The organism is Bradyrhizobium pachyrhizi, assembly GCF_029714545.1.
Taxonomy (GTDB): domain Bacteria; phylum Pseudomonadota; class Alphaproteobacteria; order Rhizobiales; family Xanthobacteraceae; genus Bradyrhizobium; species Bradyrhizobium pachyrhizi.
Window position 1 is genome coordinate 4,253,212 of the sequence record NZ_CP121667.1, and the last position, 19,878, is coordinate 4,273,089.

At 65.6% G+C, this 19,878-nt stretch carries 21 protein-coding genes; 8 read left to right on the top strand and 13 right to left on the bottom strand.

What is annotated here, in order from left to right; genetic code table 11:
* Positions 1 to 26 precede the first annotated feature (26 nt).
* The 8 genes from QA639_RS19525 to QA639_RS19560 all read right to left on the bottom strand — a co-directional run bounded on the left by QA639_RS19525 (position 27) and on the right by QA639_RS19560 (position 8,726).
* A complete protein-coding gene (locus QA639_RS19525) occupies positions 27 to 662 on the bottom strand; it encodes a CvpA family protein (protein WP_026192677.1) in 636 nt (211 codons plus the stop codon).
* 204 nt (positions 663 to 866) lie between these two features.
* A complete protein-coding gene (radA, locus tag QA639_RS19530) occupies positions 867 to 2,357 on the bottom strand; it encodes a DNA repair protein RadA (RefSeq protein ID WP_283090482.1) in 1,491 nt (496 codons plus the stop codon).
* A gap of 96 nt (positions 2,358 to 2,453) precedes the next feature.
* Positions 2,454 to 3,068: a hypothetical protein gene (locus QA639_RS19535; RefSeq protein ID WP_283090483.1), complete on the bottom strand. Its 615-nt coding sequence runs from the start codon at positions 3,066 to 3,068 to the stop codon at positions 2,454 to 2,456.
* Between the two features lie 172 nt (positions 3,069 to 3,240).
* Positions 3,241 to 3,528 carry a hypothetical protein gene (locus QA639_RS19540; RefSeq protein ID WP_050386652.1) on the bottom strand — a complete coding sequence of 96 codons (288 nt, stop codon included), beginning with the start codon at positions 3,526 to 3,528 and terminating at the stop codon, positions 3,241 to 3,243.
* A 452-nt stretch (positions 3,529 to 3,980) separates the two neighbouring features.
* The gene (locus tag QA639_RS19545) at positions 3,981 to 4,706 is read right to left on the bottom strand and encodes a sulfite exporter TauE/SafE family protein (protein WP_283090484.1); all 726 of its coding nucleotides are present in this window, start codon (positions 4,704 to 4,706) and stop codon (positions 3,981 to 3,983) included.
* A gap of 363 nt (positions 4,707 to 5,069) precedes the next feature.
* Positions 5,070 to 5,840, bottom strand: coding sequence for an exodeoxyribonuclease III (locus tag QA639_RS19550; RefSeq protein WP_283090485.1), 771 nt, complete (start codon positions 5,838 to 5,840; stop codon positions 5,070 to 5,072).
* A 30-nt stretch (positions 5,841 to 5,870) separates the two neighbouring features.
* The gene (gene alr, locus QA639_RS19555) at positions 5,871 to 7,175 is read right to left on the bottom strand and encodes an alanine racemase (RefSeq protein WP_283090486.1); all 1,305 of its coding nucleotides are present in this window, start codon (positions 7,173 to 7,175) and stop codon (positions 5,871 to 5,873) included.
* Positions 7,176 to 7,223: 48 nt separating this feature from the next.
* On the bottom strand, positions 7,224 to 8,726 hold the full coding sequence (locus tag QA639_RS19560) for a replicative DNA helicase (RefSeq protein ID WP_283090487.1): 1,503 nt from the start codon (positions 8,724 to 8,726) through the stop codon (positions 7,224 to 7,226).
* Positions 8,727 to 9,324: 598 nt separating this feature from the next.
* Here QA639_RS19560 and QA639_RS19565 point away from each other — a divergent pair.
* Positions 9,325 to 9,495 (top strand): hypothetical protein, encoded by a 171-nt coding sequence (locus QA639_RS19565; protein WP_194295401.1) that lies wholly within the window; start codon positions 9,325 to 9,327, stop codon positions 9,493 to 9,495.
* Between the two features lie 20 nt (positions 9,496 to 9,515).
* Here the strand turns inward: QA639_RS19565 and QA639_RS19570 are convergent, their stop codons facing one another.
* Entirely contained in the window at positions 9,516 to 10,769 is a 1,254-nt protein-coding gene (locus tag QA639_RS19570) for a cyclopropane fatty acid synthase (RefSeq protein WP_157346420.1), read from the bottom strand.
* 258 nt (positions 10,770 to 11,027) lie between these two features.
* Between QA639_RS19570 and QA639_RS19575 the strand changes: the two genes are divergently transcribed.
* The 3 genes from QA639_RS19575 to QA639_RS19585 all read left to right on the top strand — a co-directional run bounded on the left by QA639_RS19575 (position 11,028) and on the right by QA639_RS19585 (position 13,139).
* A complete protein-coding gene (locus QA639_RS19575; protein ID WP_157346422.1) occupies positions 11,028 to 11,984 on the top strand; it encodes a hypothetical protein in 957 nt (318 codons plus the stop codon).
* 91 nt (positions 11,985 to 12,075) lie between these two features.
* A complete protein-coding gene (locus QA639_RS19580; RefSeq protein ID WP_157346424.1) occupies positions 12,076 to 12,681 on the top strand; it encodes a TetR/AcrR family transcriptional regulator in 606 nt (201 codons plus the stop codon).
* Complete coding sequence (locus QA639_RS19585; protein WP_157346426.1) at positions 12,678 to 13,139, top strand: PaaI family thioesterase; 462 nt, start codon at positions 12,678 to 12,680, stop codon at positions 13,137 to 13,139. The genes QA639_RS19580 and QA639_RS19585 overlap by 4 nt, the downstream gene beginning before the upstream one ends.
* 49 nt (positions 13,140 to 13,188) lie before the next feature.
* On the opposite strand, the gene rplI is transcribed toward QA639_RS19585, so the two are convergent.
* From rplI to rpsF, 4 genes are all read right to left on the bottom strand, one after another.
* Positions 13,189 to 13,791, bottom strand: coding sequence for a 50S ribosomal protein L9 (rplI, locus tag QA639_RS19590; protein ID WP_028335158.1), 603 nt, complete (start codon positions 13,789 to 13,791; stop codon positions 13,189 to 13,191).
* A gap of 51 nt (positions 13,792 to 13,842) precedes the next feature.
* Positions 13,843 to 14,811, bottom strand: coding sequence for a hypothetical protein (locus QA639_RS19595; RefSeq protein ID WP_157346430.1), 969 nt, complete (start codon positions 14,809 to 14,811; stop codon positions 13,843 to 13,845).
* A 126-nt stretch (positions 14,812 to 14,937) separates the two neighbouring features.
* Entirely contained in the window at positions 14,938 to 15,177 is a 240-nt protein-coding gene (rpsR, locus tag QA639_RS19600) for a 30S ribosomal protein S18 (protein WP_016844287.1), read from the bottom strand.
* Between the two features lie 6 nt (positions 15,178 to 15,183).
* Positions 15,184 to 15,648: a 30S ribosomal protein S6 gene (gene rpsF / locus QA639_RS19605; RefSeq protein ID WP_028335160.1), complete on the bottom strand. Its 465-nt coding sequence runs from the start codon at positions 15,646 to 15,648 to the stop codon at positions 15,184 to 15,186.
* Between the two features lie 338 nt (positions 15,649 to 15,986).
* On the opposite strand from rpsF, the gene QA639_RS19610 reads away from it, so the two are divergent.
* The 4 genes from QA639_RS19610 to fabG all read left to right on the top strand — a co-directional run bounded on the left by QA639_RS19610 (position 15,987) and on the right by fabG (position 19,703).
* Complete coding sequence (locus tag QA639_RS19610; protein WP_157346432.1) at positions 15,987 to 16,703, top strand: TetR/AcrR family transcriptional regulator C-terminal domain-containing protein; 717 nt, start codon at positions 15,987 to 15,989, stop codon at positions 16,701 to 16,703.
* Positions 16,700 to 17,725: a fatty acid desaturase family protein gene (locus QA639_RS19615; RefSeq protein WP_157346434.1), complete on the top strand. Its 1,026-nt coding sequence runs from the start codon at positions 16,700 to 16,702 to the stop codon at positions 17,723 to 17,725. The genes QA639_RS19610 and QA639_RS19615 overlap by 4 nt, the downstream gene beginning before the upstream one ends.
* Before the next feature lie 265 nt (positions 17,726 to 17,990).
* A complete protein-coding gene (gene fabD, locus QA639_RS19620) occupies positions 17,991 to 18,944 on the top strand; it encodes an ACP S-malonyltransferase (protein ID WP_028335163.1) in 954 nt (317 codons plus the stop codon).
* Positions 18,945 to 18,965: 21 nt separating this feature from the next.
* Positions 18,966 to 19,703 carry a 3-oxoacyl-[acyl-carrier-protein] reductase gene (gene fabG / locus QA639_RS19625; RefSeq protein ID WP_028335164.1) on the top strand — a complete coding sequence of 246 codons (738 nt, stop codon included), beginning with the start codon at positions 18,966 to 18,968 and terminating at the stop codon, positions 19,701 to 19,703.
* The last annotated feature ends 175 nt before the right edge of the window (positions 19,704 to 19,878 follow it).

Genomic DNA, 19,878 nt, shown 5'->3' on the forward strand with positions numbered 1-19,878 from the left:
TCGCCTCTCGTAAGGGCCCAAATAGTTTATCGGCCCGCGGGTTTCTCGATCAGCTTCTTCAAGCTGTCACGCGCAGGTTTGCTATAGCCATCGCCCGACGCCGGCGTCGCCTGATCATTGGTATCGGCCGCAGAATCGTCGTCTGGCTTATTCTTCTTGAACTTCTTTAAGATGGTGTTCTCGGGGTCGTCAGGCAAGAGCGACATCAGCCAATCCCCGGTTCCCTGCAGCACTACGCGGGACTTCGCCCCGGTCACCCAATCGGGCCGCTGCTTGTCCGGAACCAGCCAGGTGAAGAACATGAACGCCACGACCACGATCAGGAGGCCGCGGGCGAGCCCGAACAGGAAGCCGAGGGTGCGGTCGAGCGCGCCGATCCGGGAATCCAGGATCATGTCCGAGATCCGCACCGTGACGATCGAGACCACGATCAGCGTGCCGATGAACACGCCGGCCACCACGACCACGGCCGCGACCGTGTCGTTGTTGAAGTAGGTCTTGGCGGTCGGCAGAAGCTTCGAGAACGCATACAGCGTGACCAGCGCGGCGGCGCCCCAGGCCGCGATCGACAGGATCTCGCGCATGAAGCCGCGCACCATCGCGAGCAGGCCCGAAATCAGCATCACGCCGAGCAGGACGAGATCAAGTATCGTTATGGGCATCGGCTGGTCAGGTCCGCTGGTACGTTTCGGTACGCTGTTAAGGGCTTACGTTGTTAAGGGCTTACGCTGCTAAGGGCTCTCGCGAATCGGCAAAGTCGGTGCCGTCCTAACTGAGGCGCATTGGGGGCATCCGGCAAGGCCAGAGCGCCACCTGTCCCGCGCGGCGGATGTATAGCGGCGGGGGGCTGATACGTCACGCCCGCTTTAGCTGGTCTCGCGACGGAATCGGGCCGGTGTGGCATTTTTCTCAGCCGCATCAGGGCCTCCGGGGCCGCCCTGGTCGCGGCGACCGCCGCTTGGCGTTCCCCGGTCGCCTCTTGGCGTACCGCGTGCCGCAATTTCGGCGACCAGCGTGGTGAGGTTGCCGACGCTGTTGAGGGTGAGCCCTGAATCGCCGCCGCTCTCGCCGCGGGCCGATTCGGGCAGGATGGCGCGGGCGAAGCCGAGCTTGAGGGCCTCCTTGAGCCGGGCCGGGGTCTGCGCCACCGGGCGGATCGCGCCCGATAGCGAAATCTCGCCGAAATAGACTGCATCCGTCGGCAACGGCGCATTCACCAGCGAGGAGACCAGCGCGGCCGCCGCGGCAAGGTCCGCGGCCGGTTCCTGGATGCGCAGACCGCCGGCGACGTTGAGATAGACGTCATGTCCGGACAATTTGACGCCGCAATGCGCTTCGAGCACCGCGAGCACCATCGACAGCCGGCTCGGGTCCCAGCCGACCACGGCGCGGCGCGGCGTGCCGAGCGAGGTCGGTGCCACCAGCGCCTGCAACTCGACCAGCACCGGACGGGTGCCCTCGATGCCGGCGAACACCGCCGTGCCGGGGCTGCCGAGCTCGCGCTCGGAGAGGAACAATTCCGAGGGGTTGGTGACCTCGCGCAGGCCGAGCCCGGTCATCTCGAACACGCCGATCTCGTCGGTCGCACCAAAACGGTTCTTCACCGAGCGCAGGATGCGGAACTGCTGCGAGCCTTCGCCCTCGAACGACAGCACCGCGTCGACCATGTGCTCGACCACGCGGGGACCGGCGATCTGGCCGTCCTTTGTCACATGGCCGACCAGGATGATCGCGGCACCCGTCTTCTTGGCAAAGCGAATGAGGGCCTGCGCCGAGGCGCGGACCTGGGTCACCGTGCCGGGCGCGGATTCCACCGTGTCGGTCCACATGGTCTGGATCGAGTCGATCACGATCAGGCGCGGCACCGCGCCTTCCGACAGCGTCGCGACGATGTCCTCGACCGAGGTTTCCGAAGCCAGCTGCACCGGCGCGTCCGCGAGCCCGAGCCGCTCGGCGCGCAGCCGCACCTGGGCGACCGCCTCTTCGCCGGAGATATAGACCGCGCGGTGACCGGCGCGCGCCATCATGCTGGTGGCTTGCGTGAGCAGCGTCGATTTTCCGATGCCGGGATCGCCGCCGACCAAAAGCACCGAGCCGCGGACGAAGCCGCCGCCGGTGACGCGGTCGAGCTCGGCCATGCCCGACGACAGCCGCGGCGCGTCCTGGGTCTTGCCGGACAGCGATTCCAGCGCAAACGTCCGCCCCTTGCGCTTGCTGCGGATCGAGACCGGCACCGAGCCTGTGGTGTCTTCCTCGGCCAGCGTGTTCCACTCGCCGCAGGAGTCGCACTTGCCCTGCCAGCGATTATACGCCGCGCCGCAGTTCTGGCAGACGAAGGAGAGGGTGGATTTGGCCATGGAGCAGGTGAGTCGCGCTATCGCGCACGATGCATAGCACGGTTCGGCCGCCGCGCACGATCCATCGAAGACGGAGCGCCAGATGGCGGGGCCGGCTCAGCGCGAGAACACCCGCGTTCCGCTCGGCCAGCGCGGCTTGTCGCCGACCGGGCTTGCACCGATTTCCCAGCCGACGCCGCCCCACAGCACGTCGACGGCGCCAAGCTCTCCGGCGCTGTCGCGGACGTAGAACACGTTCGGCTTGGCGTTGACTTCCAGCGGGCCGTTGCTGCCGCTGGACTGTCGCCTCAACGCGCACCAGACGTCGGCCAGCCTGCTCTCGTGGCTCTGACCGAGCTTGGCGAGGATCTCCTTGTCGCTCGAGGCTGCGCTCAGGATGAAGGTCTGCAACGATGCGCCGCCGCTATCGTCCTCGACCTTGTTCGTGAAGCGCTGCGCGAACGTCGCGCCTAACCAGGAAATCCTGACCGGCGCGCTCGAGGCGATGTCCTCCTTGAAATGTTCCCGCGCGACGAATTTTTCGGCGTGGGGAATTGCCGAGGTCGACGACGGATCGGACGGTTCCTCGCTTTTCGGCTGCTGGGAACATGCAACGCGGTCAGCAGCGGCAACGGCACCCGGTTGTCCCGGTCTTGTATCGTCTGCCGCGACGCTCAAACCCTGTGTCGCCAGAACAACGGTCAACCACAGGGTGAGGCTTGGTTGGCGCATGTTTTTGTTGTCCCTGAATCCGCTGTGCTCGCGGAGACAAGGTAAACCGCATCTTGCAGATGTAAATCAAAGATCAGGTTTCTGGTTAAGGATAAAAAGTAAGTTCAACTACAGCGCGAATTTGAATCAAATGCGCTTCGCGCAAGGGAACTGCTCTTGATTGTACGCGCGGTCAAACGTGGAGGTCCCGCCTCGACAGCAGCAGCGGCGGATTCTCGCGCGGCGTCAGACTCGTCGGCAGAGCCCGGCAGCATCTCGCCTGCGCGCGCAACGGATCGCTCCAGCTCCAGCGAACCCGCCACGACGGATTGTTCGCGTAGGCCGGAATGCGCCAGACCCAGATCGTCTCGTAGACGCTGTCGCCGAACTGCGCGACATCGGGCCTTGCCGTCGGCCACAACGCCGAGCCGGCAACGGCGAACGTCACAATCGCCGCAGTCGTGATCATCATCTTGCGCATCGCGCGCCTGCCTTTCCCGCCTGTCGTGGGCTTTGACGACCCGCGACTCCAAATGCTTCGACTTGCGATCCCGAATTCGTCAGGCCGACATCGGCGACATCAGGCGCCGGGCTGTGCGCCCGATCTGCACGCCATCTGTCGCTGACTCTTGTCGCCTGAACTCTCGGGACTCGCATCCGGGCCGTCGATCAACCCCGTGATGCCTGCTGGAGCAAAGTTCTTTTCCGCAAACGATCAAGTGCAAGTAATGAGATTGTCATAAACGCAGTGGCTGGACGGTGGCAATCCGGATAACAACGGAAGGTGAGCGCTCAACAAAACTCTTTCGGGGTACACGCCACCCGATGCGCAAAGCCCCGTAGAATTACGACATCATCGGGAGGATGTTTGGTGTTCGTCACGGTGAAATCCGTTTGCCCAAGGCCTGGTCTCACGCAGTCGATGCCGGAATTTTACTGCGTCATTGCAGGCCACAGCAACGCCGTGCCCGCCGCCAGCATGATGCCGTCCATGATCAGGCGGAACGACTCCGGCTTCAGCTGCAGCACGAAGCGCTTGGCGATGAAGGCGCCGGCCATCAGCGAGGCGCCGGCGATCAGGCCCTTCAGTGCGATGTCCGGCGTCAGCGCGCCGAAACGCTCGAACGTCACCGACTTGCTGACATAGAGCCCGAGCGAGCTCGCCGCCTCGGTGGCGAGGAACGCGCCCTTGCTGAGACCGTAGAACAGGAACAGCGGCACGCTGAGCGGGCCGGTCGAAGCCACGATGCCGGTGAGGTAGCCGATGAGCGCGCCGCCGATTGCGAGATGCCAGAGATTGGCTTTCAGCCTGTGCCGTGCCAGCCAGTGCCGCACCGGCACCATCGCGATCAGGAATACGCCGATCGCGATATCGACAGCGTGCGAAGGCAGCGCGAGCAGGGTGCGCGCGCCGAGCGCGGCGGCCGGAATGCCGGTGATCGAGTAGGCGATGCAGGCACGCCAGTCGACCTCGCGCCACCAGGCGAGGATGCGCGACAGATTGGCCATCACCGCGGCGACGGCCATGATCGGCACCGCCTGCTTCGGTCCGTACTGATAGACCAGCACCGGCATCAGCATGATCGACGAGCCGGTGCCGACGATGCCGGAAATGGTGCCGGCGACCAGGCCGACGATGAGGACGAAGAGGAAGCCCACCTGCGCGCTCCGGTGAGGTGATCCCGAGCCATGCTGAATGCGTGTCCCGGGGAGGGGCTCAGTGTGACCTCATGGTTCGAGACGGCGCAAGGGCGCCGCCGAACCATCGACATGCCATCGTGCGCAGCGCAGCAAGACTTGGACAAATCATATCGCGAGAGTGCGGAGGTATGACCCACAGACCCCGCACCATATTTGATGTCGTCCCTGCGAAAGCAGGGACCCATAACCACGAATGCTGATTATCGCGCGTCGCCGGAACGACAAGTCCCGTTCACAACATCCGCCGCGGAGTATGGGTCCCTGCTTTCGCAGGGACGACGGAGTGATTGTGGCGCGAGCGCGCGCGCGACACGCACACCGTCACCTCAGCACCACCCACGCCGGCGCGTGATCGCTGGCGCCGTCTTCGCCGCGGATGGTGCGGTCGACGCCGGCTTTCACGAGCCGCGGCGCCACTGCGGGGCTGAGCAGGAGATGATCGAGCCGCAGGCCTGCATCGCGTGGCCAGCGCTGGCGCTTGTAGTCCCAGAAGGTGAACATCTGATCGTCCGGATGCAGGGTGCGGATCGCATCGCACCAGCCCTGATCGACCAGCGCCTTGAAGGCGGCGCGACTCTTCGGCTGGATCAGCGCATCCTTGTCCCAGGAGTGCGTCGGGTAGATGTCGAACGGCGTCGGCGCGACATTGTCGTCGCCGGCGAGCACCACCGGGACGTCCTCTTTGAGCAGCTTGGCGGCATGGGCGCGCAGTCGCTTGAACCAGGCGAGCTTGTAATCGAATTTCGGCCCGGGCTGCGGATTGCCGTTCGGCAGATAGAGGCTGGTGACGACGATGCCGCGCACCGCGGCTTCGATGTAGCGTGCTTCGTGATCGCCGGCATCGCCGGGCAGGGCGGTGCGGATCAGCACCGGCTCGGCCTTGCGCGCGAGGATGGCGACGCCGTTCCAGGTCTTCTGTCCCTGCCACACCGCGCCGTAGCCGGCCTGCTCGAGCGCGGCCGCGGGAAATTCGGCGTCGCTGGCCTTCAGCTCCTGCAGGCTGACGATGTCGGGCTTGGCGGTCTTGAGCCAGCGCAACAGGTTGGGCAGGCGGCGGTTGACGTTGTTGATGTTGAAGGTCGCGATCTTCATGCGCGCAAGCGATCGCGAACCTTGATCATGTCAGGTCGACGTCGCTGTTGGCTCGGCGGCCGGCAGTGGCGGCGGCGCAGCGGGCGCTGCTGTTGGCAAGGCTGGCGGCGCAGCGGGCGTGGCAGCCGGCTCGCTCGTCTCGGCGACCGCGTCGCTTCTCGCGGCGACGGCATCGCCGCCCTTGTAGATGCGCACGAAGCGGCGGCCGAGGCTGGTCAGCACCTCATAGCCGATGGTGCCGAAATGATGCGCGACCTCGTCGACCGTGATGCCTTCGCCGATCAGCGTCACCATGTGGCCGCGCCGCACGGCATTCTTGTCGAGGTCGGTGACATCGACCGCGATCAGGTCCATCGAGACGCGGCCGGCGATCGGGCAGCGCTTGCCGGCGACCACGACCTCGGCGCCGCGGGTGCCGTCATTGGCGCTGGCGGCGCGGAAATAGCCGTCGGCATAGCCGGCGGCGACGATCGCAAGCCGGGTCGGCCGGCGCGCGGTCCAGGTGCCGCCATAGCCGACGGTCTCGCCGCGGTCGATGTTGCGGATCTGCACGATGCGCGCCTTGAGGTCGACCACCTGCTGCATCGGGTTGTCGGCCTCCGGCGTCGGATTGACGCCATAGAGCGCACAGCCCGGCCGCACCATCTCGAACTGGAATTGCGCGCCGAGAAACACGCCGGAAGAATTCGCCAGCGAGGCCGGCACGCCGGTGAACAGGCTCGCGATCTCGCGGAAGCTCGCAAGCTGCTTGGCGTTGGCAGGATTGTTGAGCAATTCGGCGGAGGCGAGGTGGCTCATGACCAGCGTGATGCCGTGGTCGCCGGCGTTGATCCGCGGGATGATGCCCTGCGCCTCGCTGACCGTGAGCCCCAGCCGGTTCATGCCGGTGTCGATATGGATGGCGGCGCCGCCGGACCAGCCGGAGCGGCGGCAGAACACGTCCCATTCGGCGAGCTCGTTGAGATCGCCGATCACCGGCTTGCAGTCGATCCTGGCGTAGGCGTCGCCGGTGTTCTGGAAGAAGCCGCCGAGCGAATACACCGTCGCCTCGGGAGCGGCCGCGCGCACCGCGGCGGCCTCCTCGACGCTGGCGACGAAGAAGGTCTTGCAGCCGGCCTTGGCCAGCGCCCGCGCAACCTGCTCGGCGCCGCAGCCATAGGCGTTGGCCTTGACCACGGCGGCGCACTCGGCCGGCACCGCGGTCTTCTCGAGCTTGCGCCAGTTGGCGATGATGGCGTCGAGGTCGATGGTGAGGATACCGCTGGCGGTCGGGTGGGCCGCCAGCAAACTGGCATCGGGTGTCAGCTGCGATTTCGCGTCAGTCACGATGTTCATGGCTCAGTTTTACGCGGGTGCCTTGCGTCGTTCAACCGAGTCCGGATCTCAGTGGCCGTGATCCGGAACCTGACCATCGGGTGCGAGGTCGCCGAAGCGCGTGACGCTGGCCTCGAAGTGCAGATCGACCGTGCCGGTCGGGCCATGGCGCTGCTTGCCGATGATGACTTCGGCCTTGCCGTGGGCGAGGTCCATGTCCATCTGCCACTTCTCATATTCCGGCGTGCCCGCGCGCGGCTCCTTGTTGGCGAGGTAGTATTCCTCGCGATAGACGAAGATCACGACGTCGGCGTCCTGCTCAATCGAGCCGGATTCACGCAGGTCGGACAGCTGCGGCCGCTTGTCGTCGCGGTTTTCGACCTGACGCGACAGCTGCGACAGCGCGATGATCGGAACGTTCAGTTCCTTGGCCAGCGCCTTCAGGTTGGTGGTGATCTCGGTGATTTCCTGCACGCGGTTGTCGTTGCCGCGTTTGCCCGAGCCCTGCAGCAGCTGGATGTAGTCGATCACGATCAGGTCGAGGCCCTTCTGGCGCTTGAGCCGTCGCGCCCGCGCGGTGAGCTGCGAGATCGAGAGACCGCCGGTCTCGTCGACGTAGAAGGGCAGCGATTGCAGCTCGATCGAACAGTCGCGGATCTTCTCGAAATCGAGCTCGGAGATGCCGCCGCGACGGATCGAGCTCGAGGGAATGCCGGTGCGCTCGGCGAGAATACGGGTCGCGAGCTGTTCGCCGCTCATTTCGCAGGAGAAGAAGCCGACACAGCCGCCATTGATTGCCTTGGTGGTGCCGTCCGCCTGGACTTCCGGCACATAGGCTTTGGCGATGTTGTAGGCGATGTTGGTGGCGAGCGATGTCTTGCCCATGCCGGGACGGCCGGCGAGGATGATGAGGTCGGACGGCTGCAGGCCGCCCATCTTGGCGTCGAGGTCGCGCAGACCGGTCGAGATGCCCGACAGCTTGCCGTCGCGCTGGAACGCCTTCGCCGCCATGTCGACGGCGATCGTCAGTGCCTGTGCGAAGCGCTGGAAGCCGCCGTCATAGCGGCCGGTTTCAGCAAGGCTGTAGAGCTGACGCTCGGCATCCTCGATCTGGGCGCGCGGCGCGAAGTCGACCGGCGCGTCGTAGGCGACGTTGACGATGTCCTCGCCAATCTGGATCAGGTTGCGGCGCAGGCTGAGATCGTAAACGGTGCGTCCGTAGTCCTGGGCGTTGATGATGGTGGTCGCTTCGGCGGCAAGCCGGGCGAGGTATTGACCGACCGTCATGCCGCCGATGTCGAGCTCGGCCGGCAGGAACGTCTTCAAGGTCACGGGGTTCGCGACCTTGCCCATCCGGATCAGGCTTCCGGCGGTTTCATAGATTTGCTGATGGATGGTTTCGAAGAAGTGCTTCGGCTCCAGGAAATCGGAGACCCGGTAGAAGGCGTCGTTGTTGACCAGGATCGCACCCAGCAGGCCCTGTTCCGCTTCGATGTTGTGCGGCGCACTTCGGTAGGCCGGGGATGCGGCGTCGGGCGCGAGCTTGTGGACGTTCGAATCAATCAAGGCCATGGACGAGCTTATTCTTCTGATTTCGTCGTTACTGAGATTTCGGCTGTGGGGCGGCGATGAAGCGCCAGCCCGGCACGAAGCGAAAGGACGGATGTTTCTTATGCACGATTCACACAACGCGAGGTGTGAATCCGAAACAGCCGGATGCATTCCGCTTGACTGGGGTTTTGTCCGAAACCGGGCGGGAGCCGGCCGATCAGCACGGTCGTTGGCAAAAATTGGACGCAGCCTGAACCTTTTGCCAGGCGAGCGGACCCATGGAGAGGCGAGGCGGCTGTTGGCGTCGATTTCTCAGACCAGGATGAGGAAGGCCAGCGCGATCAAGGCGGCCACCACGCCAGTGGCGATCAGGGCGTAGTCGGTCGCGATATCGCGCTGCGGGTCCAACATCGTCTGGTGTGTTTCTCGGGTCATTCCGGACCACTACGACAGCCCGGGACAGACCTCTGTGAAGTAGATCACATGCGCCGCACTTTCTTTGCGGCAGGTTCGCGGGAACGACCCGGCGGATTCCGGGTTGTCTTCGCTCAGGCAAGATACGGCGGCGATGGCTCAAGAGTTTCAGACAGCGCGATCAAGGCTTGGCCGGGCAGATGGCATGGACCGCCGCTGGCTGGCGGCGCTTGTCGATGCCATGGAGCAGGCGGCGCGTCCGGAGGTCCGCAACGTTCCCTGCGATGCCAGCTTGATTTCGGCCGCCGCGGCCCATCTGGCGCGTCCGGCGCCGACCTTTGGCCATTGCGGATCGGCCTACAGCCTGCGCAACTAGCAGCACCCGTTCCTTCGGACCTATTCGCCGGCCAGTTGCAGCCGGGGCTTGGCCGCACCGGCCTCCTTCAGCCGCAGGCGGGCTTCTTCGCCGCCGATATAGTCGCGCGTTATCGGGACGATGCCTTGGCGCTTGGTGAGCTGGAGCTGGAAGTTCATCATGTTCTGCACGCGGAACGACATCTCCGAGGCGGCCAGGTAGAATTCCCACATTCGGGCAAAGGTCTCGTCGTAGAGCCGCACGGCCTCCTCGCGTCGCGCCATGAAGCGCTCGCGCCACGCCTTCAGCGTCTCGGCATAGTGCAGGCGCAGGATCTCCATGTCGCAGATCAGTAATCCGGCCTTCTCGATCGCCGGCATGACCTCGGACAGCGCCGGAATGTAGCCGCCGGGGAAGATGTATTTCCGGATCCAGGGGCTGGTGACGTCGGGGCCGGTGGAGCGGCCGATCGAATGCAGCACCATGACACCGTCGTCGCTGAGCAGTTCGGCGCAGCGCGCGAAGAAGGTTTCATAGTAGGCGACCCCGACATGCTCGAACATGCCGACCGAGACGATGCGGTCGAACGGCCCGGGGATGTCGCGGTAGTCCTGCAGCAGGAAGCGCGCCGATTGCGCCAGGTTCCGCTCCGCCGCCCGGGCGTTGGAAATTTGCAGCTGCTCGGTCGACAGCGTGACGCCGGTGACGTCGGCGCCGCTCATCTCGGCGAGATAGAGCCCAAGGCCACCCCAGCCGGAACCGATGTCGAGGATGCGGTGCCCGGGCTTGATCAGGAGTTTTGCGGCGAGGTGACGCTTCTTGGCGAGCTGGGCATCGTCCAGCGTCGCGTCCGGCGTCTCGAAATAGGCGCAGCTATATTGCTTGTCCGCGTCGAGGAAGAGGGAATAGAGGCGGCCGTCGAGATCGTAATGACGGGCGACGTTGCTTTTGGATCGGCCGCGTACATTGATCTGCTGGGCGCGGCGTCCGAGGAAGCGTACCCAGGCCTGCAGCCTGGCAAAGTTCGGCAGCATGGCTGCCTGACCCATCAGGACCGCGAGCACGTCGGCGACGATGCCTTGCTCGACCACGAACGTGCCGTCCATGAAGGCTTCGCCGAGATAAAGTTCGGGATCGACCAGGACGCGGAGTTCCGCTCCTCGCGTCATGAAGCGCACGGCGACCGGTACGCCCGTGCCGTCACCGCAGGTGAACTGAGCGCCGCTTGCGGTCGTGAACGTGATCGAACCGCGGCGGATGAAGCGCCCCAAGAAGTATCGCAACAATCGGTCCATCGAAACACCAACGGAACGGCAAGCTGCACACCGACACCACCGGAGTTGATCACTCCAATGTGTCCCCAACCTCAAGATAGGCAGGGAATTAGATCGCGCTATTGCGTTGTGGTCAAAGCCGATATTCCAAAATGTGACAATTGCGTGGATGCGTCATGGGCGCGCTTCCATTCGTGCGATAATCGGCTAAAACGTGACCGCCGCGGCCGATCCATCAGGCGCCGGCGGCGATTTTTCCGGAATCTGGAGACTTAAGGAATGTTGAGCCGAGCCCTCAGTCTGGCGACGGTGGCGCTTCTGACTGGCTGCCTGTCAGCCGTATCGGCGCGAGCGCAAAACCTCGAGGCCGGCAAGAGCCCCTCCCAGATCTTCGCAAGCACCTGCACTGCTTGCCACAAGAGCCCGCGCGGCCTGCTGAAGTCGGTTCCGGCCGGTTCGCTGCCGGGATTCCTGCGCCAGCACTACACGACGTCCAGCGACATGGCCGGTGTGCTTGCGTCCTATCTGATTTCGAACGGCGCCAACGACCCGCGCTACCAGGCCAAGGATCAACCCAAGGGCGCCAAGGGCCGGGACGGCAGGCAGGAGGCCAACCAGTCTCCGGAGCAGCCGTCCGAGCGTCCAGCCCGCCGGCGGCACCAGGATGCAGCGCCGCAGGAAGGTGCCAAGGAAGGGGCCAAGCCTGACACCGACGGTTTGAATCCGGAAGGACGTCCAGTTCACCGCGGCAAGCGGATGGCCCGCCCGAGCGAGGCGCCGGAGGGTGCGAAGCCGGACGACGGCCAGACGCCGCAGGCCTTGGGCGAGGGCAAGCCGTCGCGTCAGAAGCACGGCCGTCGCGGCAAGCCCGTCGAGGAGCCGAAGTCCGAGGAGACACCCAAGGGCGCGGCGACCAGCGACGATTCCAAGACATCCACCAGGCATGATGACAAGGGTGAAGCCGAGAAGACGGCGAAGCCTGCCGCCGAGCCCGACACGGCAAAGGTCGACGCGCCGAAGAGCAATGGCGGCGGTGAACCGCCTGCCGTGCGATCCGATCCGGTTCCGCAGGTCACACCGGCACCTGCGGCGGCTGCGCCTGCCGCATCCGAGCCGGCCGCGGCCGCATCCCCCGCTCCGGCGCCAGCCGCGCCGCCGGTGACTGCGACGGCGCCGCCGCCACCTCCGCCCACGACGCCAGGCTCCGGCCCGCCGGAAGCCCCGACCTCGAAGTAATCGCCAACGCCGGGCCGCAAGGTCCGGCGTATTCGTTTGACCATCATTAGAGCAATACTCTAGAGTGTTAATCTAGTCAGGAGAGGACGACTTGAGCACGGCACGCGAAGATCTGCTGGCGGCAGGACTGGCGGTGTTCGACCGCGACGGGTTTGAGGGCGCGACGGTGGCCGAAATCCGCTCCCGCGCGCGCGCGTCCAACGGCAGCTTCTTCCACTTCTTCACCTCGAAGAAGGAGCTCGCCGGCACCCTGTTCCTGGAAATCCTGCAGGCCTATCACGCCGCCATCATCAGCTCGGTCGACGCCAGCTGCGGGGCGGGCGAGGGCGTTGCGCGGCTGATCCACGCCCATCTCGATTGGGTCGTGAGCAACCGGCGCGAGGCGCGCTTCCTGTTCGAGATTTCGCGCAGCGAGTGGGGCGAGGAGGTGCGCGGCGCGCAGCGCACCGAGAATTCGCGGCTCACCGATGGCATCGAGCGCTGGCGCGCGCCGCTGCTTGCGCGCGGCGAATTGCTGCCGATGAGCGCTGTGCTGTTCTTCAGCCAGATCATCGGGCCGGCGCAGATCTTCTGCCGCGCCTGGCTGTCGGGCCGCCATACCGGCGATCCGCGCGAACAGGTCAAGACGTTGATCGCCTGCGCGATCCGCGCAGTGGTGGCGTCGGGTGCGCCGGAGCGAACAGGAGGGACTTCATGAGCGAGACCGATCCCGACTTTGCACCGATCGCGACGCGAATTCGCGACAATGTCAGCCGGCAGGGCTTCATGGGTCTTGTCGGTGCCGAACTGGCCGAGCTGTCGCGCGGCACCTGCACGCTCGCGGTCGACCGCCGGCCGGAGCTGTTGCAGCAGCACGGCCTGTTTCACGGCGGGGTGACGGCGTTCCTGGTCGACAACGCCACCACGATCGCAGCGGCGACGTCGCGCGGGCAGCCGGCGCTGACGGCGGAGTACAAGCTGAACCTGCTGTCGCCGGCGTCGGGCGATCGTCTGATCTGCCGGGCGCGCGTGATCAAGCCGGGACGTCAGGTCGCCGTCGTTGCAGCCGACGTGTTTTGCGTCATCGACGGCAAGGAGAAGCACACCGCGACCGCATTGGCCTCGATCGCCATGCTCGACGACAAGGCGGCGGCACGAATCCGAAGCCCGGCCTGATCGAGGCCGGGCTTCGTAGCGTTTAGTCGGTTGGACGATGGCGAGACGCTTACTTCTCTTCGGCGGCCGGAGCCGGCGCGGCTTCCTCGTCGTGCTGGGCTTCCGGATCGAAGAACTCGCCGGCGGCGGCGAGCGCCTCGGCAGCCGCGTCCTGGTCTTCCTGGCGGGTCGAGATGTCCTCGCCGCGCTTGATCCGCTCGGCCTCTTCAGCGGAGCGAGCGACCGTCACGGTGACGCTGGTCTCGACCTCGGGGTGGACGGCGATCGTCACCTTCTGCGCGCCGATCACCTTGATCGGCGAGTCGAGCCAGACCTGCGGGCGCGAAACCGTCACGCCGTCGGCCGCCAGCGCGGCGACGATGTCGCGCACCGTGACCGAGCCGAACAGCTGGCCGGACTCGGAGGCCTGGCGGATGATGACGATGTCGCGGCCGTCGATCTTCTCGGCAACCTTGGCGGCTTCGCCCTTGGCCTTGATGTTGTTGGCCTCGAGCTCGGCCTTCATGCCGTCATACTTGGCGCGGTTCGCCTCGGTGGCGCGCAGCGCCTTGCCGCGCTTCAGCAAGAAGTTGCGGGCGAACCCGTCCTTGACGCGCACGACTTCGCCCATCTGGCCAAGCTTGGCAACGCGTTCGAGCAGAATGACTTCCATTTTCGTTCTCCTTTAGATGCTAAGTACGGGTTTAAGCGGTTGGATCGAATCTCAAGCCGCGGGCAAAGGCGGCGGTCTTGTCTGCAGATAGCGCTGGCGCAGCCCGAACACGGCGTCGGCGATGCCGAGCGCGAACATCGCCACGATCGGCCAGCCGAACATGACGACGACCGCATAGATGCCACCGAGCCAGAAGCCGCGATTGGTGAGCGACAGCGTCAAGGTGTGCAGAACGGCGAAGCCGACGAGCGCATAGGCGATTACGAGTGCCGCGGTGACGATCTGCGCCAGCAGCGCAAGCATGCCGCCGATGAAGCTGACGCCGACCGCCGCCAGCAGCGCGACCAGCGTCACGGCCGGAAGCGCCGTGGTGCGGAAATCCGGCCAGGGCCGATTCAACCGCCCCGAGGTTTGCGCAATCTTGCCGGCGAGCCACAGGCTCAGCGTCAGCGTGACCATCGCGAGGATCGTTGCAGCGAGGGGCGCGAGGATCACCAGCACGTCGACCAATCGTTCGATCTCACCGCTGGGCAACCCTTCGCCGGTGCCGAGCACCTTAAGCAGGCCGCGCCGCAAGGCACCGGTGACTGTGTCGGCATCCGAGCCGAGCGTGAGCAGCGCTGCGGTCGTGGTGATGATGGCGAAGGCTGCGATCCAGAGCAGGATACGGCCGACGGGATACCATTCGAGCGTAGGCGGCTGCTCGGTGGCGCTGTCGCCGGCGGCGTTCTCGATCGGCCGTCCGAGCAGCGCAAGGTGGCCGAGCCACCAGCCGGGCACGGCGACGATCATGGCAAACGCGATGCAATAGGGAAGTCCGAAGATCGCGCCGAGAACGGATGCGGCAGCGACGCCGCCGATGGCCGCGGCAAGCGGCCCCCAAGCGAGTGCCGACACCATCAGCGGCAGCGGCGCAAGAAAGTACAGCAGCAACGAGATCAGCGCGCCCGAACTGATCGAGGCGAACATCAGCGCCGACGCGGCGCCGGCGGCAAGTGCAACAATGAGTATCCCGATCATCAGCTGTCCCGCCCCCTTCGAGCGGTTAGGGGTCCTGCTTCGAGAACCCCAACCATCGGCGACCGGACGACCCGGAAGCCTTATGAGAATGAGCGGCCGGCGACGTATGCCGCCGGCCGGAAACGATTACCTGATCACGTAGGGCAGCAAGCCGAGGAAGCGCGCGCGCTTGATGGCGCGGGCGAGCTCACGCTGCTTCTTGGCGGACACGGCCGTGATGCGGCTCGGCACGATCTTGCCGCGCTCGGAGACGTAACGCATCAGCAGCTTGGAATCCTTGTAGTCGATCTTCGGCGCATTCGCGCCCGTGAACGGGCAGGACTTGCGACGACGGAAAAACGGACGGCGGGCACCAGCATCAGCCATGATTCTTTACTCCTCGGTCGCAGCTTCTTCGTCGCGCGGACGGCGCGGACCACGGTCGCCACGGAAGCCACCCTCGCGGTCACCACGGAAACCGCCTTCGCGGTCGCCACGGAAGCCACCACCACGGTCATCGCGCTCGCGATCGCGGTCGGCCTTGCGCATCATCGCGGACGGGCCTTCCTCGTGCTCTTCGACGCGCACGGTGAGGTAGCGGATGACGTCTTCGTTGATCCGCTCCTGGCGCTCGATCTCGGTGACGACAGCCGACGGTGCGTCGATGTTCATCAGCACGAAATGCGCCTTGCGGTTCTTGTTCATGCGGTAGGTGAGGGAACGCACGCCCCAGCTCTCGGTCTTGGTGACCTTGCCGCCGCCCTGTTCGACGATCCCCGTCATCTGGGCCGTCAGTTCATCCACCTGCTGGGTGCTCGCATCCTGACGCGCGAGAAAAACATGCTCGTAAAGAGGCATGGTTGTCCTTTCCTGTGTTGGCGCGGTTTCCGGCGACAAGCCCTTCGAGACCTTCGGAAAGGACTCGAGCTGCTCAGAAGGCGGGAGCACGGGACGACGGGCCGACTGGCCCTGCCACATCAAAATCAACGGGTGAATTTGCTGAGACCGTCCGTTCAGCTCCCGGCCGGAGCCCACGAATGGCGCGCTTATACGGATTTTGGCCGCGAAAGCAAGGGTTCTCGGCCTCCGGATGCGCGAGGCGTCGTAGCCCTCCAGGCCGTTTGACGCAACCTCGGGCGTTTTCCCGTTGATTTCTTTGTTTGTATGTCATACAAATATCTTTAGGAGGATGAGATATGGGTTCGGAGACCGCCGGCGGCATGTCTGCGCCCGATCCGAAGCACGCGGTCCGCGCGACGCGGTCGGCGGGGCGCAAGATGCGCTCGCTGCTGCTCGATGCCGCCAGCCGCCTGTTCAAGGAGCGCGGGCTCTCGGGCACATCGATCTCCGATATCGCCGCGGCCGCCGACGCCTTTCCGAGCCAGATCACCTATTACTTCCGCACCAAGGAAGCGCTGTTCGTCGAAGCCGCCAGCCGCGACATGCTCTATCTCGCGCGCGCGACCGAGCAGGCCGCCCTGAATGCGCACACCCCGCGGGACTACACCCACGCTTTGGCCGAGACCGTGACCGCGACCGACACGGTCGCCTTCTTCGCGGAGGCCTTGACTCTCACGCGACGCCGGCAGGACCTCGCGCCCCTGGTCGAGCGCACCATCGAACGCCTGCACAGCGAAGGCGCGCGCGCCTATGCGAGCCAGGTCGAGCGGCATGGCTGGCGCTCGCTGCGCGCGCCCGAGGAGAGCTCGCGGCGATTCTGGGCAATCGCGATCGGCGTGATCGTCGAAGGTTTCGCGATGGGCCGCGGCTCCGAGGAAATGTGCCGCGAATTGCTGCGCGCGCTCGGCGAGCAGGCGACATCAACTTCGACGTCGGCCAATGAAGGGACGCGGCTGCGCCTGGTCGGCGATCACGACACTTCATCCTCAACGGACGGGGAGACAAGCACATGACCGCGCTTCGCATGCGAGCCCGCGATTTCCTGACTGAGGACGAATTGGTCGCGGTGCGCGAGCGCACCACCTGGAAGGGCGCAGCCCTGATCGTGCACGCCTGGGCGCTGATCCTGGGCGCGGTCGCGCTGGTCGCCTGGTGGCCCAATCCGCTGACCTATCTGCTCGCGGTCGCGATCATCGGCTCGCGCCAGCTCGGGCTCGCGATCCTGATGCATGACGGGGCGCACGGCTGTCTGTCGGCGGACGAGAGGACCAATCTGACGCTGAGCCAGTGGTTCTGCGCCTATCCGATCTTCGCGGAGACCCGCGGCTATCGCCGCTATCATCTGCAGCATCATGCGCGGACGCAGCAGGAGGATGATCCCGATCTCGTGCTGTCGGCGCCGTTTCCGATCACGAAGCTGAGCTACCGCCGAAAGTTCTTCCGCGATATCACCGGGCAGACCGGCTACCAGCAGCGCAAGGCGCAATTGCTCAATGCGATCGGGCCGAAGGAGTGGCCGTTGTCGCGGCGCGCCGCCAACTTCTGGCAGAAGCTCGGGCCGCAATGCGTCACCAATGCGCTGCTGTTCGCGGGCCTCGCCGCCGCCGGCGTGTGGTGGGCCTATCCGCTGTTGTGGCTGGTGCCGCTGCTGACCTGGATGATGGTGATCACGCGCATCCGCAACATTGCCGAACACGCCGTCGTGCCCGACAGCTCCGATCCCCTGCGCAATACCCGCACCACACGGGCCAACATCCTCGAGCGTCTCTTCATCGCGCCGTACTACGTGAACTATCACCTCGAGCATCATCTGCTGTTCTACGTGCCCTGCTACAACCTGCCGCGCGTCCATCGCATCCTGAGCGAAAGCCGCTATGCCGGCCGGATGGAGGTGCAGCCGGGCTACGCCGCGGTGCTGCGGATGGCGACCGCCAGGCCCGCCAGCGAGGATCGTCCGGGGCAGCTGGTCAACAGCGCACGCCGGGCGAGGGCCGGCGCCGAGGTTAACGCCGACCAGAATGCCGGCGGGTTCTAGCCCGGAGCCGGACCGGCATCCCCAGGGTTCCTCCGGCGCGGCTTGACAGCACCGCCTCCGTCAGTGTCTTACGGCCCGGTCCGGGGCCGGTTGCAAGGCTTGGTTGTCAAGGCTTGGTTGCCAAGGCCTTATTGCCAAGGCTTGGTTGCAAGGGATTGGCCCGGACCCGCTGTGGCGCGTTTTGCGCGACGCGGATACCGTTTTCCCCTGCGGCAGGCGTAAAGCGCCTGCGCGGAGATCACGCTCAACAAGGTAGGGATCGCCGATGACGGCAGCATTTACGTTTCCCGGGCAGGGCTCGCAGGCGGTCGGCATGGGCAAGGCCCTGGCCGACGCCTTTCCGGCGGCCAGGGCGGTGTTCGACGAGGTCGATTCCGCGCTGGGCGAGAAGCTGACCGCGATCATCTGGGATGGTCCCGGCGAGACATTGCAACTCACCGAAAATGCCCAGCCCGCGCTGATGGCGGTGTCGATCGCCACATTGCGCGTGCTCGAGGGCGAAGCCGGCTTTTCGGTCGGCCGCAACGCGGCCTTCGTTGCCGGGCACTCGCTCGGCGAGTATTCGGCGCTGGCCGCCGCCGGGAGCCTCTCCGTCAGCGACACCGCGCGGCTGCTCCGCACCCGCGGGCTCGCGATGCAGAAGGCGGTGCCGGTCGGCGTCGGTGCGATGGCCGCATTGCTCGGTCTCGACTACGAAACCGCCGTGGCGGTCGCCAACGAGGCGGCGCAGGGACAGGTCTGCCAGGCCGCCAACGACAATGGCGGCGGCCAGGTGGTGGTCTCCGGCGACAAGGCCGCCGTCGATCGCGCGGTCGAAATCGCCAAGACCAAGGGCGCCAAGCGCGCCATGCTGCTGCCGGTGTCGGCGCCGTTCCATTGCAAGCTGATGCAACCGGCGGCCGATGCGATGGCAGAGGCGCTGTCGGGCGTGACCATCAAGGCGCCCGCGGCGCCGCTCGTCAGCAACGTGCTGGCTTCCGCCATCACCGATCCCGACGAGATCCGCCGCCGCCTGATCGAGCAGGTCACGGGCACCGTGCGCTGGCGCGAGTCGGTTGCCTATATGGCAGGGCAGGGCGTGACGCGGTTCTTCGAGATCGGCGCCGGCAAGGTGCTGAGCGGCCTTGTCAAGCGCATTGCCGACGGCGCGGTCGGCGTGTCCGTCGGCGGTCCGAACGATATCGCTGCGGCCAAGGACGCGCTCGCAGCTTCGGCTTGAAGCAGCCGGAAGGAGAATTCGATGTTTGATCTGACTGGCAAGACGGCGCTCGTCACGGGCGCAACCGGCGGCATCGGCGGCGCGATCGCGCAGGCGCTGCATGCGCAGGGCGCGACGGTGGCGATCTCGGGGACGCGGCGTGAGGTGCTGGACAGCTTCGCGGCCAAGCTCGGCGAGCGCGTGCACGTGCTGCCGTGCAATCTCTCGAGCAAGGATGATGTCGAGGCGCTGGTGCCGGCAGCGGAAGCTGCGATGGGGCAGGTCGACATCCTGATCGCCAACGCCGGCATCACCCGCGACAACCTGTTCGTGCAGCTGCGCGACGAAGATTGGGACGACGTGATCGCGGTCAACCTGACCGCGACGTTCCGCCTGGCGCGCGCCGCGACCAAGCTGATGATGCGCAAGCGCTTCGGCCGCATCATCGCGATCACCTCGATCGTCGGCGTCACCGGCAATCCGGGGCAGGGCAACTACACCGCGTCGAAGGCCGGCATCATCGGCTTGATCAAGACGCTGGGCGCCGAATACGCCAAGCGCGGCGTGACCGCCAATTGCATCGCGCCGGGTTTCATCAAGACGCCGATGACCGATGCGCTGAACGACAAGCAGCGCGAATCCATCCTGGCGAAGGTTCCTGCGGCTCGGCTCGGAACGCCCGAGGATATCGCTGCTGCGGCGGTCTATCTGGCCTCAAACGAGGCCGCCTACGTCACCGGACAGACGATCCACGTCAACGGCGGGATGGCTATGATTTGAGCTACTGGCCGGCTCTCGCAATGCGGCGAAAAGCCGTTTTCGGGAGCCGGTTCAGGCGTGTAGTCAAGGCTTTGGAAGTATGGTAGCTGAAGCCCCCGTGGATGGGCGAAGAACGCCATTGCAGGATTTTGAAACCCTGTATATTGGCGTGGCGACGCCTGCCGTTCGCCGGGGC